The sequence below is a fragment of the Amycolatopsis sp. NPDC088138 genome, assembly GCF_044741685.1.
Lineage (GTDB): Bacteria > Actinomycetota > Actinomycetes > Mycobacteriales > Pseudonocardiaceae > Amycolatopsis.
Genome location: NZ_JBIUTB010000008.1, coordinates 314404 through 330427, shown reverse-complemented (window position 1 = coordinate 330427; position 16024 = coordinate 314404). Strand labels below are relative to the sequence as shown.

Genomic DNA, 16024 nt, shown 5'->3' with positions numbered 1-16024 from the left:
CTCAGCCCAGCTCCACCCGCCGCCCGGTGCGGGACGACTCCAGCCCCGCCTCCGCCAGGCGGATGCCCCTCGCCCCGGCCTGGAAGTCGTACGGGTGGGGCTCGCCGGTGACCACGTGGCGGACGAACTGCTCCCACTGGGCCTTGAAGCCGTCGCCGAACTCGGCGTTGTCCGGCACCTCCTGCCACTGCGCGCGGTAGTCGCGCGTCTCCGGCAGGTCCGGGTCCCACACCGGCTTCGGCGTCACCTCGCGCGGCTGGACCACGCACTTGTGCAGGCCGGCGACCGCGCTCCCCCGCGTGCCGTCCACCTGGAACTCGACCAGCTCGTCGCGGTGCACCCGCACGCACCACGACGAGTTCAGCTGCGCGACGATCCCGCCGTCCAGCTCGAAGATCGCGTACGCGGCGTCGTCGGCCGTCGCGTCGTAGGCGTCACCTTGTTCGTCCACTCGGGACGGGATGTGCGTGACGGCCCGGGCGGTCACCGCGCGGACCGCGCCGAACAGGTTCTCGAGCACGTAGTTCCAGTGGCAGAACATGTCCACGACGATGCCGCCGCCGTCTTCGGCCCGGTAGTTCCAGCTCGGCCGCTGCGCGGTCTGCCAGTCGCCTTCGAAGACCCAGTAGCCGAACTCGCCGCGCACGGACAGGATTCGCCCGAAGAACCCGCTGTCCACCAGCCGCGCGAGCTTGCGCAGGCCGGGCAGGTACAGCTTGTCGTGCACCACGCCGTTCTTCACCCCCGCCGCGGCCGCCTGCCGTGCGAGCGTCAACGCGCCTTCGACGGACTCGGCGAGGGGCTTCTCGGTGTAGATGTGCTTGCCCGCGTCGATCGCCCGCGAGATCGCCTTCTCCCGGACCGACGTGAGCTGGGAGTCGAAGTACAGCGGGAAGCCGTCGTCGGCGAGCGCGGTGTCGAGGTCGGCCGTCCAGCGGGTCAGGCCGTGCCGGCGGGCGATCTCGGACAGCTTGTCGTCGCTGCGGCCGACGAGCAGCGGTTCGAGCTGCACGCGGGAGCCGTCGGCGAGCAGGACGCCGCCCTGCTCGCGGATCGCCAGGACCGAGCGCACCAGGTGCTGGCGGTAGCCCATCCGGCCGGTGACGCCGTTGAGCACGACACCCAGAGTCTGCTTCGTCATTTCCACCTCAGTGTTCGGGGAGCGCGTACCGGCCGAACCAGGCCGCGGCCGCGCGCAGGGGGACGTCGATGGCGGCGAGGTCCGGGTACCAGGCCTTCTCCCACTCCAGGGAGATCCAGCCCGACCACGACCGCAGGAGCTCGCCGCACTCGGAAAGCGGGATCGCGCCCTCGCCCGGCGGGACCGGGGTCGGGTCGTCGCGGCCCACGGCGTCCTTGACCTGGAAGTAGCCGAGGTAGCGGCCCAGCACGTCACGGGTGACGGCCGGTTCCTCCCCGGCCCGCCACGGGTGCACCGCGTCCCACAGGACAGCGACCAGGTCCGGGTCGCCGAACGGCTCGACGACCTCCAGGGCCGCGGCGCCGGTCGGCCGCGAGTCGTGGGTTTCGAGCAGCAGCCGCACGCCGGAGTCACGTAGGTCGTCCAGGACGGCTTCGATCCGGGGATGCGCGTCGCCGTCGCCACCCGGGAAGACGCGCACCGCCGAAGTGCCGATCCGGTGCGCCAGCTCGATCAGCGCGCGCAGCTCGCCGACCACCGGGCCGTCGGGGCCGGGGCGGCAGACCTTCGCGTACCCGGCCAGGCACGCGACGGCCAGCCCTTGGTCTTCGAGAAGGGAACGGAGGTCGCCGACGGCTGTGCTCGAAAGTCCTAAGTGGACTTCCTCATCCGGGTGCACGCGCAGCTCCAGGCCTTCACACCCGTGCGCCAGAGCCGTCCTCGCGGCCTCGCGCACCGGGATTCCCGGCATGCCCAGCGTGCTCACGGCGAACCGCCAGTCCATCGGCGACCTCCCTCGCTCAGCCTCCTTTGTAAGCGCTTACAGTATTACCTGTCAAGGGTTTCACGTCCCGTCGATCAGCCGGACGGCGATGTCCGGGCTGAACGTCCCCGCGGGCACCGTCGGCGCGATGCCGCACTGGCCGTCGGACACCCCCGGCGTCTTCACCCACAGGAGCATCTCCGCGCCGCCGCCGGTCTGCGCGGTGACACCGAGCTTGCGCCCGGCCGGGTTGCACCAGTTCCCGTTGGAGCCGTTGGCGTTGCGGCTGGTGTCGACGACGAACTGCGCGCTACCGCCCACCCCCGACTTCACGGAGTTGGCGTAGCTCACCGACTGGCTGGTGGTGTAGTAGTTCGACACGTTCACCGCGAAGCCACGGACGTTGGCCACACCGGCCGCCTTCAGGCGGCTCGCCATGGTCGCCGCCGCCACCCAGCCGGCGTTGCCGCCGTCGAGGTAGGCGTAGGTGTTCGGCGCCTTCTGCTGGAACATCTGCGTGGCGTAGGTGAGCATCGTGTTCCGGTCGGCGATCTGCGCGCTGCTCATGCAGTCGAAGTCGCCGAGGGCGTCCGGCTCGATGATCACGACGGCCGGGTGGGTCCCGACGCCGGCCGCGAACCCCGAGATCCACGTCTTGTACGCGCCGAGGCTCCCGGCTCCCCCGCCGGACTCGCCGCCGCAGGCGTCGCGGCCGGGGAGGTTGTAGGCGACCAGCACCGGCAGCTTGTCGTGGCTGTCGGCGGCGCCGACGTAGCTCGCCACCGAGCTGCCGATGTTCGCGTCGTTGCCGAACCACTTCGCGATCGGCTTCGACGCGATGGACGCGGTGATCTTCGAGGCTCGCGAGTCACTCGAATGCGACGCCACCCACTGGGCGGGCGCCGAACCCGTGTTCACGTAGAAGCCGCTGGTCATGCTGATGGGACTGGCCGCGCTCGCGGGCACGGCGGTGCCGACGAGCAAGAGTGCCGACACCGCGAGGATGCGGGCTGTCCACCGCATTGTGGACCTCCTTCTTTCCGGGGGAACGGGCTGCCGCGGGGCCCAGGGGTCGGCACCACCGCACCCGGAACGAGTGCGGCGGTCCCTGCGGCGGGTGGGTCTGCGTGGTCGTCAGCGGGTACCCGTGCCGGCGGCGAAGGCCGCGATCCAGGCGAGCGACGAGTTCCAGTTGATCGCCGTCTCGTTCGTGGAGTAGGAGAAGATGTCGTCGATGTAGCACTTCGCGGGTGCGCAGCCCGGCAGGTTCTGCTGGGCGACGGGGTCCTGCAGCCCGTTGTTCGGGCCGCCGGCCAGGGAGCCCGGCGGCGGGGGCGGCAGCTTCGGGTCGAGCTGGTGGGCCCAGATCCGGCCGTGCTCGTTGGTGCTGGCGCGCTCGCCGTAGCCGGTGACGAACGACTGGTTCAGCCCGTTGCGGCCGAGCAGGTAGTCCATCGACTCGAGGACGGCGTCCCGGTACCCCGGCCGGTGCGTGAGGTCGTAGGCCGTCGCGATCACCAGGGCGTTGTTGGTGGCAGAACTGGTCGAACCCCACGGGTAGGCCGCCGCCTTGAACGGGTTCGGGTAACCCTGGCTGTTCACGTTGCGCACGAACTGGTCGGCAACGCTCAGCACCCGCTGCCGAGCACCCAGAACGCGATCCAGGGGGAACCGCCAGGGCAGCCGGGCGATCGTCAGGTCGGTCAAGGCGCCGGTGTCGCGCCACGAGAACCCGTCGGCGGTGATCTTGCCGGTCATGGACTTCAGGTAGGTCCGGTCACCCGTCGTGGCGTACAGCTCGGTCGCCGCCCAGGAGAACTCGTCGGTGACGTCCGTGTCGTCGTACGCGCCGCCGCCGACGCTGTCCTCGTCGGGTGCGTAGATCGCCGGGTGGGCGAGCGCGGCCTGCCACGCCGTCTTGGCCGCGGCCAGGCACTTCGCCGCGAACGCGCGGTCGTAGGGCAGCCAGACGCGGGCGCACTGGGCGGCCGCGGCGGCCAGGTTGAGCGTCGCCGCGGTGGACGGCGGGTGCAGGTAGCGCGGCTGCGCGTCGGCCAGCGGCTGGGTCGGCAGGGCGGTCCAGGCGAGGTCGTGGATCTTGTGGTGGGCCATGCCCGCGAGGGGCTGCCCGGCCGGGACCTGCATCTTGAGCAGGAACTCGACCTCCCAGCGGGACTCGTCGAGCACGTCGGGGACCCGGTTGCCCGCTTCGGGCACCTTCAGCAGGCCGTCCTTCAGGCTCGCCCAGTCCCCTGTGGACAGTGACCGCTCGTAGCTGTCCATCAGCTGCCACGCGGCGAGCGCGCCGTTGACGACGTACTTGCCCTGGTCGCCGGCGTCGTACCAGCCGCCGCTGACGTCGAGGGAGTAGTCGCAGGTCCCGGGCAGGCAGGGCACGGACGTGTCACCCTTGTTGGGCGCGACACCGAGATGCCCGGCCGGGCGGGCGTAGGCGTCACCGGCGTAGGCGGCATCGATCGGGGTGCCGCTGCGGACGAGGTAGAAGTACTCCAGCGAGTCCTTGCGCAGGCCGTCGTACGGGTTGCGCGAGATGTCGAACGGCTCGCTGACCGCCGAGCCGACCGCGAGGGTGTAGCCAGTCCCCTCCCTGCGGTAGTCGCCGAAGTCCGCGATGTGCACGTGATCGCCGGACGCGGCGTCGTCGCCCCGCACCTGGGTCCGGCCCTTCTTCACGACTTTGCCCGCGCTGTCGCGAAGTTCCCACGGCACCGGCTTCGCCGAAGCGTCCACGATGGACGCCTGCTTCGGCCCGGACACCGCGTACCCGAGCTGATTGACCCGCACGGGTGAGCCGTAGTCCTTGCCGCCGCCCGGCGCGATGGCGCCGCCGGTCAGCGAGACGTCGTCGACGCAGATCGTGTAGGGCTTCGCGGCGCCGCCGAACTGGAAGTTCACCTGGCCGCGCAGGGTGGACAGGCTGGAGTTGCCGGTGAAGGTGAACGTCTTCGGGGTGCTCGTGACGGCGGCGGTCTTCGAGAACATCGTCGTGCTCGGGGCGACCGCGAGGCCGAGGCCGGCGTGGATCGTGACGTCGGCGGTGGCCGTCGCGGTGAACCGCAGCGTGTAGGGCTGGCCCGCTTCGAGCGGGATGTCGTTCTCGCCGAGCATCGAGTCCCACGGGTTGACCGTGCCGGCGGGGACGTCGGCGCACAGGCGGCCGGTGTCGATGCGGGACGGGGTGTTCCCGCTGCTCCACCAGGGGGCCTTGGTGGTGTCGAAGGTGCCGTTGAGCACGCGTTCGTACGGCGCGTCGGCGTGCGCGGCCGGGGCCAGCGAGACGACGAGCACGACGGGCAAGCAGGCTGCGAGCAGCCTGGGTCTTACGGACATACCGGAACTCCTGGGATCGAAGTCGGGGATCGAGGAGGCCGGCACGCCACAGCGTCAGCGGGGATGGTGCGCCCGGGACGGCCGGTGTGTCAACCGTCCCGGGGTCTTGACAGCTGCCTCTTCACAACCGCGCCAACTCCGGGTTACAGTCCTGTAAGCGCTTCCAATTCTGGCGCAAGCCAGCCAGCGTCCCACCGGCACAGCCGCAGCGTCGCAGCAGGTGAAGGTGTTTTCACAAAGTCGTGATGTAGGCCGTACGGGCTGTTAGCGGTTCCGGAAACGGCCTCGCAAGTGGAGGATTTCATGCCTGCCAGACTCAGGCGAACACTGCTGGCCACCGCCATGGCCGCCACCCTCACCGCCGCCGCGGCCTGCGGCGGGGCGAGCGACGATCAGCAGAGCGCGTCCGGCCCGGTCACCCTCGTGGTGAAGACGTTCAGCCAGTTCGGCTACGACGCCCTGTACAAGCAGTACGAGGCCAGCCACCCCGGCGTCACCATCAAGGAGGAGAACATCGGGAAGCTGGGCGACTACTCGCCCAAGCTGCAGCAGTGGATGACCGCGGGCTCCGGGGCCGGCGACGTCGTGGCGCTCGAAGAGGGCATCATCAGCCAGTACGTCGCGAAGCCGGACAAGTTCGTCAACCTCCTCGACAAGGGCGCGGACTCCCTCAAGCCGGACTACCTGGACTGGAAGTGGAACCAGGCCCTGACCGCCGACGGCAGGACGCTGATCGGGCTCGGCACCGACATCGGCGCCCAGGGGATGTGCTACCGCAAGGACCTGTTCCAGAAGGCCGGGCTGCCGGTGGATCGCGACCAGGTCGGCGCCCTCTGGCCCACCTGGGACGCCTACCTGGCCACGGGAAAGCGCTTTCTCGCCGCGAACACCGGTGCGAAGTTCTACGACTCCTCCAGCGGCATGTACCAGAACATCCTGATGCAGCAGGGTGATCACACCTACTACGACAAGGCGAACGCCTTCGTCGCGGACACCAACCCCGCCGTGCGCAGCGCCTACGACCAGACCGTCGGGATGATCCAGGGCGGGCTGTCGGCGAACCTCGACCAGTACAGCCCGCAGTGGAACGCCGGGTTCAAGAAGGGCACGTTCGCCACCATCGCGTGCCCGTCGTGGATGCTCGCGACCATCCAGAAGCAGGCCGGCCCGGAAAACGCCGACAAGTGGGACGTCGCCAAGGTGCCGGGCAACGGCGCGGTGCGCGGCGGCTCGTTCCTCGCCGTGCCGAAGCAGAGCAAGCACCAGGACCAGGCCGTCGAGCTGGTGAAGTTCCTGACCAGCGCGAAGGGCCAGATCGGCGCGTTCCAGGCGAAGGGCAACTTCCCGTCGTCGCCGCAGGCCATCGACGACCCGGTCGTGCAGGGGCTGACCAACGCCTACTTCGGCAACGCGCCGGTCGGGAAGATCTTCGGCGCCAGCGCGAAGGCCGTGAAGCCGGTGTACCTCGGCCCGGCGAACGTCGCCATCGGCGACCGGTTCACCAACGCGCTGCTCGCCGTCGAACAGGGCAAGCTCCAGCCGGACGAGGCGTGGGCGAAAGCCATCGACGAAGCCCGGCGCCTGGTCAAGTAGCCCCCGGGCGGGGCGCGTGCTCAACCCGCGTGCCCCGCCCGGCCTCCACAAAGGACGTCCAAGTTGGTCACCCAGCAACGGCCCCGCGCGGCCGCGAAACCCCCGGCGCCGCCGCGCCCCCGGGAACGCGGCAGCCTGCTGTCCCGGTGGGACCTCAAGGCCTCGCCGTACCTGTACATCGCCCCGTTCTTCGTCCTCTTCGCGGTCTTCGGCCTGTTCCCGCTGCTGTACACGGCTTGGGTCTCCTTGCACAACTGGGACCTGGGCGGCGACGGCGGCTTCATCGGCCTCGGCAACTACGCGACCCTCTTCGGCGACCCGGACTTCTGGAACGCCGTCGTCAACACCCTCGGCATGCTGGTGCTGGCCACCGTGCCGCAGCTGCTGCTCGCGATGGTCGTCGCCGCACTGCTGAACCAGCAGCTGCGCGCCCGGCTGCTGCTGCGGATGGGTGTGCTGCTGCCGATCGTCACGTCGGTGGCCGCGGTCGGCATCGTGTTCAGCCAGATCTTCGACCGCGACGCGGGCATGGCGAACGGCCTGCTCCACCTGGTCGGCATTTCCCCCATCGACTGGCGCGCGGACAAGTGGTCGTCCTGGGTCGCCATCTCGACCATGGTCGACTGGCGCTGGACGGGCTACAACTCGCTGATCTACCTGGCCGCGATGCAGTCGATCCCGCGCGAGCTGTACGAAGCGGCCACTGTGGACGGCGCGTCCAAGATCCGGCAGTTCCGCAGCATCACGGTGCCGATGATCCGCCCGGCGATCGTGTTCACGGTGATCATGTCGACCATCGCCGGCATGCAGCTGTTCACCGAGCCGCTGATCTTCGGGCAGGGCACCTACGCCATCTCCGGCGGCTCGCTGCGGCAGTTCCAGACCGTGTCGATGTACATGTTCGAGAAGGCCTTCCGCGACGCCGACCTCGGGTACGGCTCGGCCATCGCGTGGATGATCTTCCTGCTCATCACCATCCTCGCGGTCGTCAACTTCCTCATCACCCGGAGGTCGTCGAAGTGATGCGGAAGACCTCGCCCCTGGTCTACGTCACGCTGCTGGCCGGGATCGCGCTCTCGGCGTTCCCGCTGTACTGGCTGTTCGTGGTCGCCACCCGGACCAACGACATCGTCGGCGACTGGCCGCCACCGCTGCTGCCCGGCGGCAACCTCTTCGACAACATCGGCCGGCTGTTCACCGCCGAAGACGCGAACTTCCTGCTGGGCATGGTGAACTCGGCGATCGCGTCGGTGGTCGTCACCGTCTCCGTCGTCTTCTTCAGCACCCTGGCCGGGTTCGCCTTCGCCAAGCTGCGCTTCCGCGGCCGCAACGGCCTGCTGGTGGTCATCCTCGGGACGATGATGATCCCGGTGCAGATGGGCATCATCCCGCTGTACATGATCATGGTGCAGCTGGGCTGGCAGAACCGGCTGCAGGCGGTCATCGTGCCGTTCCTCGTCTCCGCGTTCGGCGTGTTCATGATGCGGCAGTACGCCGAGCGCTCGGTGCCGGACGAGCTGATCGAGGCCGCGCGCATCGACGGCTGCTCGACGTTCCGGATCTACCTCACGGTCGTGCTGCCCGCGCTGCGGCCGGGCGCGTCGGTGCTCGCGCTGTTCACGTTCATGAGCACCTGGAACGAGTTCCTCTGGCCGATCGCGGTGCTGGAGAACGACAACCCGACCGTGCAGTTCTCGCTGAACCAGCTGTCCACGAGCTACTACACCGACTACACGCTGATGTTCGCGGGCGCGCTGGTCGCCTGCGTCCCGCTGCTGCTGGTCTTCCTGGCCTTCGGCAAGCAGATCATCGGCGGCATCATGGAAGGAGCGGTCAAGGCGTGAGCACGTTCGAACCCGGTTTTCTCTGGGGCGCGGCGACGTCGAGCTACCAGGTCGAAGGCGCGACGGCCGAGGACGGGCGCGGACCGTCCATCTGGGACACCTTCGCCGCGACCCCGGGCAAGGTCGACCACGGTGACACCGGCGACGTCGCCGCCGACCACTACCACCGCTACCGCGACGACGTCGCGCTGATGAAGGACCTCGGCCTCGGCGCCTACCGGTTCTCGGTCGCCTGGCCACGGATCCAGCCGGCCGGGTCCGGCGCGGTCGAGCAGCGCGGCCTCGACTTCTACCGCCGGCTCGTCGACACGCTGCTGGAGCACGGCATCCAGCCGTGGCCGACGCTCTACCACTGGGACCTGCCCCAGCCCCTGGAGGACGCCGGTGGCTGGCCGAACCGCGACACCGCGCAGCGGTTCGCCGACTACGCGGCGATCGTGCACGAGGCGCTCGCCGACCGCGTCACGCACTGGACGACGCTGAACGAGCCGTGGTGCTCGGCGTTCCTCGGCTACGCCACCGGACGGCACGCGCCGGGACGGCAGGAGCCCGGTGCCGCCGTGCGGGCCGCCCACCACCTGCTGCTGGGCCACGGCCTCGCCGCGGAAGCCATGCCGGACAGCACGGTCGGCCTCACCCTCAACCTGACGCACGTCTCCCCCGCGTCCCGTGCCGAACCCGACCTCGACGCGGCCCGGCGGATCGACGGTATGCAGAACCGGCTGTTCCTCGACCCGGTGCTGCTCGGCGAATACCCCGCCGACGTCGAGGCGGACCTGGCCGGGGTGACGTCGTTCGACCACGTCCTGCCGGGAGACCTCAAGACCATCTCGGCGCCGCTGGACTTCCTCGGCGTCAACTACTACTCCCCCATGCTCGTCGCCGGCGGCGGCGCGCCCCGGCCGTCGGCCTACGTCGGCTCGGACCGGGTCACGCAGGTCGACGGCGGGCGCCCCCGGACGTCGATCGGCTGGGAGATCGACGCGCAGGGCCTGCTGTCCCTGCTGACGCGGCTGAAACGGGACTATCCGGCCATTCCGCTGTACGTCACGGAAAACGGCGCGGCCTTCGACGAGCCCGTGCACGACCGGGCGCGAGTCACCTATCTGGACGGTCACCTGCGGGCCTGCGCGGCCGCGATCGCCCGAGGCGTCCCGCTCCAGGGGTATTTCGCGTGGTCGCTGCTCGACAATTTCGAGTGGTCCTACGGGTACGCGCAGCGGTTCGGGCTCGTCCACGTCGACTACGAGACGCAGCAGCGCACGCTCAAGGACAGCGCCCGCTGGTACGCCGCCGTCATCGCCCGGCACGGCCTGTGAGCGCTCACAGTCTTGTTAAGCTGATTGTCCGATCAACTTGGGGGAGGCGAGCACGATGAGCAACCGGCCGTCGACGCTCGAGGAAGTGGCGCGCCTGGCCGGGGTGTCCACCGGCACCGTGTCCCGGGTGATCAACAATGCCCCGCACGTCAGCACGAAGTCGCGCGAAGCGGTGCAGCGGGCCATCGAAGAGCTCGGGTACGTGCCGAACACCGCGGCCCGGTCGCTGGCCACGGCGCGCCGTGGCGCGGTGGTGCTGGCCATCTCCAGCGACGACCCGGCGCTGTTCGCCAACCAGTTCTTCGCCGAGGTGATCGCCGGGGTCAACGCCGTCATCGAGGAGACCGACCTGCAGCTGATGCTGGTGCTCGCGGCGTCCGAGCGCGGCCGCTCGCGGCTGACGCGGATCCTGCAGTCGCGCGCCGCGGACGGGGTCATGCTGCTGGCCCTGCGGGAGAACGACCCGCTGTCGAAGATCGCCGACGAGGGCCAGGTGCCGGTGGTCCACGGTGGACGCTCGCTCGACCGCACTCCCCCGCACTACGTCGACGCCGACAACCGCGGCGGCGCCCGGCAGGCCGTGGAGTACCTGGTCTCGCTCGGGCGGCAGCGGATCGCGACGATCACCGGCCAGACCGACCAGCACGCCGGCGTCAACCGGTACCTGGGGTTCCGGGAGGCCCTCGCGCTGGCCGGGCTGCCCGACCACCGCGTCGCGCACGGCGACTTCAGCGAGGCCAGCGGCGTCGAGGGGATGGCGCGGCTGCTCGACGAGCACGCGGATCTCGACGCCGTGTTCGTCGCGTCCGACGCGATGGCGGCCGGGGCGCTGAGGGTGCTGCGCGAACGAGGACTTTCCGTGCCCGACGACGTCGCGGTGGTCGGGTTCAACGACATCGTCACCGCGCAGCACACGCACCCCGCGCTGACCACCGTCCGCCAGCCGATCGAGGCGCTGGGCCGGGAGATGACGCGGATGCTGGTGCGGCTGATCGACGGCGAGAAGCCGACGTCGCTGATCCTGCCGACCGAGCTGGTGGTCCGCGAGTCCGCCTGAGCGCGTCATCCCGCGGTCACCTCCAGGGGGTCGAAGCCGATCCGGACCGTGAAGCCGTCCGGCCAGCGGATCCCTTCCTCAGTGACGTCCAGGTCTGCGGCGTCAGTGCCGAGCACGGCGTGGGCGACGAAGACGGTCTGCCCGTCGAGGTCGCCGGTGAGCCTCGGGAGGGAGACCCACGGGGTGTACGCGGTGCCGTGCGGCGCGCGGACCTCGTCCTGCCCGGTCCAGCCGCTGAGGGGTCTCAGCAGGGAGTCCGCGGCCCAGCCGGTCTGCTCGGCGGTCGCTCCCGGTGGGGCGCCGACCACCCGGTGCACGCGCACCTCGTCGCGCCCGCGCACCACGGTGACGCTCTCGACGCGCAAGCCCGGGACGGCCGCCGTCCCGAAGATCGGGCGGTGCCAGGAGGCGGCCCAGCCCCAGCCGTCACCCTGGCCCGCGCCGAGCGGGTGGATCCGGCGGCGGACGCTGCGCAGTCCCCCGACGACGACGGCGAAGTGGTTGTCCGCGGCGTTGTCCTTCGCCGTGGGGCCGGTGTGGGTGGAGTAGGCGAAGCGGCTGTAATGCGGATCGTCGGCCGACTCGGCTTCGTGGGGACGCAGGTGGTCGCTGCCGTGGTTGTGCAGGCGGACGACGCCGTCCGCCTTCTGGAGCAGGAAGCCCGGCGCGGGCTCCGCGCGTACCGTGTCCGCGTCGTCCGACTCCTCTGTGGACGTCCACAGTGGATGATCCTCCGGCGCGAGCAGGCAGGCGAACGCCTTCGACGCCCAGTACGGCGAGCCCGGGCCGGAGTAGAACTGCGTCGTCGGCGCGTGCGGGCCGTGCCAGCCGAGGCTCAGGAGGCCGTTGCCGTCGACCGAGCCGCGGTCGAGGAAGTACCTGAGCGCGCCGCTGAGCAACCGACGTGACAGGCCGGGCCGCAGCGGGGTGTCACCGGTGACCGCGCCGAGGCCGATCGCGGACACGGCGGCGAAGCGGTAGGTCAGGGACCGTCCGAAGTGGAGTGGCGCGCCGTCGCTGCCGAACCACAGTCTCAAGCTCGCCAGGTGCTCGCGCAGCCGGTCGCCGTGGTGGGTCGGTTTACCGGCCAGGTGGGCGTCGAGGACCGGGTAGAGGTGCAGGGCCCAGCCGTTGTAGTAGTCGAACGCTCGGCCGTCGCCGTCGGCGTACCAGCCGTCGCCGCGGTACCAGCCCTCCAGGAGTTCCAGCGCGCGGTCGCGGGCCCGCGCGGTCTCGGCGTCGCCGCGGCCGACGTCGTCGAGGAAACCGGCGACGGTGAAGGGGAACAGGTACCAGTTGTTCGGCGCCGGGAGGTGGTTCAGTGCCCCGCGCAGCCACTCTTCGACGCGGTCCTGGACTGGTGGTTCGAGTCGGTCCCAGAGCCAGGGGCGGGTCAGGCGGAGGCCGAGGGCGACGGACGCGGACTCGACCATCGGCTGCCCGGCGACGTCGTGGCCGAGGATCACCGGCCACGATTCGGCGTCGTCGCGGCCCGGGGTGCGGGTGCCCGCGTCGAGGCCTTCGGCGTAACGCTCCAGCCAGTTGTGCGGGTCGCCGCCCCCGGCCACCCGGAAGGCGGCGGCGAGGAAGGTGCGGGCGAAGCCTTCGAGACCGTCCGAGCGGGCGCCGCTGGCCGACGCGGGTCCGGGCAGGTCGAGCCGCGCTTTGCGGGGGCTCGCCCAGCGCCAGGCGGCGTCGAGGAGGCCGTCCGCGGCGGCGACCCAGTGGTCGCGCGTGTAGCCGGTGTGCGGGCTGAGGCTGCGATCCTCAGGTGGCAGCTTCACGCGATCAGTCCCATCCGGTCGCGGTGCAGGGGGTGGGCGAAGCCGTCGCCGGCCGCCCAGCGCGCGACCTCGGCGACGGCCAGCGCGGCCAGCCGGCCCATCTCGTTGCCCTGCGAGCCCGCCAGGTGCGGGGTGATCAGCACGTGGGGGTCGTCCCAGAGCGGGTGCGCGGGGGGCAGGACCTCGGGCTCGGTGACGTCGAGGATCGCGCGGAGCCGGCCGGCGCCGGTGGCCTCGGCCAGGGCGTCCTGGTCGAGGACGGCGCCGCGGGCGGTGTTGATCAGCACGGCGTCCGGGCGCATCGAGGCCAGCAGTTGCCGGCTGACCAGGCCGCGCGTCTCGGGCAGCAGGGGCGTGTGGACGCTGACGACGTCGCTGCGGGCGAACAGCTCGGCCAGGCTCACCCGCTCGGCTCCCTCCACGTCGTCCACATACGGATCATGCACCAGTATCCGCAGGTCGTGGGGCTGCAGCAGCTCGATGACCCGGCGGCCGATCATCGACGCGGACAGGATGCCGACCGTCCGCCGGTAGTTGCCGACGTCCCGGAGCCAATCATCGCGGGTGCGGTTTTCCCGGTATTCGCGAGCGCGTTCGAGCACGCGTTTGCCCGAGAGCAGGATCATGGCGAGGGTGTACTCGGCGACCGGCACGGCGTTGGCCGCGGCGGCCGACGTCACCTCGATGCCGCGGTCCCAGCAGGCGTCGGTGACGTGCGCGCGGACCGACCCGGCGGTGTGCACGATCGCCCGCAGCTTCGGGGCGGCGGCGAGTGCGGCGGCGTCGAGCGGCGGGCAGCCCCAGCCGGTGATCAGCAGTTCGACGTCCCGCAGCGGGGCGCCCGCGAAGTCGTCGATCACCCCTTCGGCGAGGTCCACGAGGTCGCGGAGCTTGGCCAGGGTTTCGTCGTCGAGGACGGCCTGGGCCGCGTCCCGGCTCATGGCGAGGGCGGCGCGGATCACTTGACGGCTCCCGCGGTGAGTCCGGAGCGCCAGAAGCGTTGCAGGAGAACAAAAGCCAGCAGCAGCGGGAGGACGGCCAGGAGCGAGCCCATGATGACGACCGGGTAGTACTCGGGTGAGACGGTGGCCGAGCTGTTCCAGGTGTAGAGGCCGAGGCTGACCGGGTAGAGCTTCTGGTTCGACAGCATGACCATGGGCAGGAAGAAGTTGTTCCAGATCGCGGTGAGCTGGAACAGGAACACCGTGACCACGCCGGGTCCGAGCATCCTCAGCGCGACGCGGAAGTACGTCTTCAGCTCGCCGGCGCCGTCGATGCGGGCGGCCTCCAGGACCTCGTCCGGGACGTACCCCTGACTGAACACGCGGCCGAGGTAGACGCCGAAGGGGTTGAACAGCACCGGCACGAACACCGCCCACGGCGTGTCGACCAGCCCGGTGCCCGAGGCCATCAGGTACAGCGGCAGCGCGAGCACGGTCTGCGGCACCATCACCGCCGCGAGCACCAGCCCGAAGAGCTTTTCCTTGTGCCTGAAGCGGTATTTGTCGAAGGCGTACCCGCAGGCGATGCTGATCAGTGAGCTGAGCGCGCCGCCGACGACGGCGTAAAAGAGGCTGTTGGCGTACCAGCGGCCGTAGATCCCTTTGTCCATCGCGAACAGGTCTTTGAGGTTGTCCAGGGGTGAAAATCCGTTGAGAGAAAGGAGATCGCCGCCGAAGAGCGCGTCGCCGTTCTTGGCCGCGGCGAGGACGAGCCAGAGCACCGGCAGGAGCGTGTAGAGCACGGAGATCCCGACGACGGTGTTGACGGCCGTGCGGCTGAGCAGCCTCACGGGTTCACCTCCCGGGTGCGGTTGGTCCAGCGCGTCACGCCGTAGGACAGGGCGATGGTGCAGGCGAGGAGGATGACGGACGCGGCCGCGGCGAGGCCGTAGTTGTTGCGGGTGAAGGCGGCGTCGTAGATGTACATGCTCGGCGAGAAGCGCGCGGTGATCACCGGGGTGGACTGCGAGAGCAGCATCGGCTCGGTGAACAGCTGCAGCGACCAGATGAGCGTGAACAGCACGACCATCACGACGCTCGAGCGGATCAGCGGCGTCTTGATCCGCAGCGCGGTGCGGACCGGGCCGGCGCCGTCGACGACCGCGGCCTCGAGCACTTCGCGCGGCACGGCTTGCAGGGCGGCGTAGAAGATGACGACGTTGTAACCGAGGTTGCTCCACAAGGCGATGTTCACGATCGCCGGGAGAACGGCGTGAAAGCCGAGGAAGTCGACGGTGAGGCCGGCTCGACCGAGGACGTCGACGACCGGGCTGAGGCCGGGCGTGTAGAGATAGAGCCAGATGATCGCGGCGATGATCCCGGGCACGGCGTGCGGCAGGAAGAGCCCGAGCCGCGCGAACGACTTGAGCCGCGCGGCGGCGGAGTCGAGCAACAGCGCGAGCCCGAGCGACGCGACGACCAGCAGCGGCAGATAGATCAGGCAGTACAGGGCGATGACGCCGAGTCCACCGAGGAAGGTGGGATCGGTGAGCACGGCGAGGTAACTGCGCAGGCCGACGAAAACGGTCTGCTCGGGCCCGAACCCGAGCCCGGGTTCATCGGCACCGAAAAAACTCAGCCAGACGGCCGTCCCGACGGGAATGAGAAAAACGGCAACAAGAAGCACAAAGAAGGGCGCCATAAGCACAGCAGCGGCCGAGCGCTCCCGATCGCGCCGACGCGGACTCGCGCTCTTCGCGCTCGGCTTGGCCGGGCGGATCAAAGTGGCGGTCATCAATACCCTCCGGTCAACGGGGCTCGCTCACCGACGCCCCATGGCGGAAACACAGCCGCGGCGAGGCGGCTCCCCCGACAGCTTTGGTCCGTGAAGGCCACATTGAGGGACTCTGAGTCCCTCAATGTGGCCTTCACGTACTTCGGGAGTGGCGGGGTCGGCCGCAAGGGTGCGGGGCGGGGCGCGGCGGCGGTCATCGGTGGCCTCCGGTCGGTTGTGACGCACGAGCCGAGGCAGACCGCCGCACACGAAAACACGGGGCGATCCAGGAGCGTGGTCAACGGCGCCCGCCGGTCGGCCGGGCTCGGCCGACGCCACTGACCACCACGGCTGAAGTCCGTGAATGGCCCATTGAGGGACTCTAAGTCCCTTAATGGGCCATTCACGGACTTCGGGGGGACGGCGGCGGGCCTCGGGTAGGAGACTGCGCTTGGCT

General features: G+C 70.2%; 13 protein-coding genes. 5 read left to right on the top strand and 8 right to left on the bottom strand.

Going from position 1 to position 16024, the window contains the following annotated elements; genetic code table 11:
- Position 1: 1 nt before the first annotated feature.
- The 4 genes from ACIOD2_RS42280 to ACIOD2_RS42265 all read right to left on the bottom strand — a co-directional run bounded on the left by ACIOD2_RS42280 (position 2) and on the right by ACIOD2_RS42265 (position 5255).
- On the bottom strand, positions 2-1141 hold the full coding sequence (locus tag ACIOD2_RS42280; protein ID WP_400551013.1) for a Gfo/Idh/MocA family protein: 1140 nt from the start codon (positions 1139-1141) through the stop codon (positions 2-4).
- Between the two features lie 7 nt (positions 1142-1148).
- Positions 1149-1925: a sugar phosphate isomerase/epimerase family protein gene (locus tag ACIOD2_RS42275; protein WP_400551012.1), complete on the bottom strand. Its 777-nt coding sequence runs from the start codon at positions 1923-1925 to the stop codon at positions 1149-1151.
- Between the two features lie 60 nt (positions 1926-1985).
- On the bottom strand, positions 1986-2927 hold the full coding sequence (locus ACIOD2_RS42270; RefSeq protein ID WP_400551011.1) for a glycoside hydrolase family 6 protein: 942 nt from the start codon (positions 2925-2927) through the stop codon (positions 1986-1988).
- 111 nt (positions 2928-3038) lie between these two features.
- Entirely contained in the window at positions 3039-5255 is a 2217-nt protein-coding gene (locus ACIOD2_RS42265) for a glycoside hydrolase family 9 protein (protein ID WP_400551010.1), read from the bottom strand.
- A 303-nt stretch (positions 5256-5558) separates the two neighbouring features.
- Between ACIOD2_RS42265 and ACIOD2_RS42260 the strand changes: the two genes are divergently transcribed.
- The 5 genes from ACIOD2_RS42260 (at position 5559) to ACIOD2_RS42240 (ending at position 11068) form a co-directional block, all read left to right on the top strand.
- Positions 5559-6848 (top strand): extracellular solute-binding protein, encoded by a 1290-nt coding sequence (locus tag ACIOD2_RS42260; protein WP_400551009.1) that lies wholly within the window; start codon positions 5559-5561, stop codon positions 6846-6848.
- 63 nt (positions 6849-6911) lie between these two features.
- A complete protein-coding gene (locus ACIOD2_RS42255; RefSeq protein WP_400551008.1) occupies positions 6912-7871 on the top strand; it encodes a carbohydrate ABC transporter permease in 960 nt (319 codons plus the stop codon).
- Positions 7871-8692, top strand: a complete 822-nt coding sequence (locus ACIOD2_RS42250) for a carbohydrate ABC transporter permease (RefSeq protein ID WP_400551007.1) — start codon at positions 7871-7873, stop codon at positions 8690-8692. Before ACIOD2_RS42255 ends, ACIOD2_RS42250 begins: the two co-directional genes overlap by 1 nt.
- Positions 8689-10011, top strand: a complete 1323-nt coding sequence (locus tag ACIOD2_RS42245; protein ID WP_400551006.1) for a GH1 family beta-glucosidase — start codon at positions 8689-8691, stop codon at positions 10009-10011. Before ACIOD2_RS42250 ends, ACIOD2_RS42245 begins: the two co-directional genes overlap by 4 nt.
- 55 nt (positions 10012-10066) lie before the next feature.
- Positions 10067-11068 carry a LacI family DNA-binding transcriptional regulator gene (locus ACIOD2_RS42240; protein WP_400551005.1) on the top strand — a complete coding sequence of 334 codons (1002 nt, stop codon included), beginning with the start codon at positions 10067-10069 and terminating at the stop codon, positions 11066-11068.
- A gap of 5 nt (positions 11069-11073) precedes the next feature.
- Here ACIOD2_RS42240 and ACIOD2_RS42235 read toward each other — a convergent pair whose 3' ends face one another.
- The 4 genes from ACIOD2_RS42235 to ACIOD2_RS42220 are packed head-to-tail and all read right to left on the bottom strand — an operon-like array spanning position 11074 to position 15495.
- Complete coding sequence (locus tag ACIOD2_RS42235; protein WP_400551004.1) at positions 11074-12852, bottom strand: DUF2264 domain-containing protein; 1779 nt, start codon at positions 12850-12852, stop codon at positions 11074-11076.
- Positions 12849-13814 carry a hydroxyacid dehydrogenase gene (locus ACIOD2_RS42230; RefSeq protein WP_400551003.1) on the bottom strand — a complete coding sequence of 322 codons (966 nt, stop codon included), beginning with the start codon at positions 13812-13814 and terminating at the stop codon, positions 12849-12851. Before ACIOD2_RS42230 ends, ACIOD2_RS42235 begins: the two co-directional genes overlap by 4 nt.
- The gene (locus tag ACIOD2_RS42225) at positions 13811-14644 is read right to left on the bottom strand and encodes a carbohydrate ABC transporter permease (protein WP_400551002.1); all 834 of its coding nucleotides are present in this window, start codon (positions 14642-14644) and stop codon (positions 13811-13813) included. Before ACIOD2_RS42225 ends, ACIOD2_RS42230 begins: the two co-directional genes overlap by 4 nt.
- Positions 14641-15495, bottom strand: a complete 855-nt coding sequence (locus ACIOD2_RS42220) for a carbohydrate ABC transporter permease (protein WP_400551001.1) — start codon at positions 15493-15495, stop codon at positions 14641-14643. The genes ACIOD2_RS42225 and ACIOD2_RS42220 overlap by 4 nt, the downstream gene beginning before the upstream one ends.
- Positions 15496-16024: the final 529 nt, after the last annotated feature.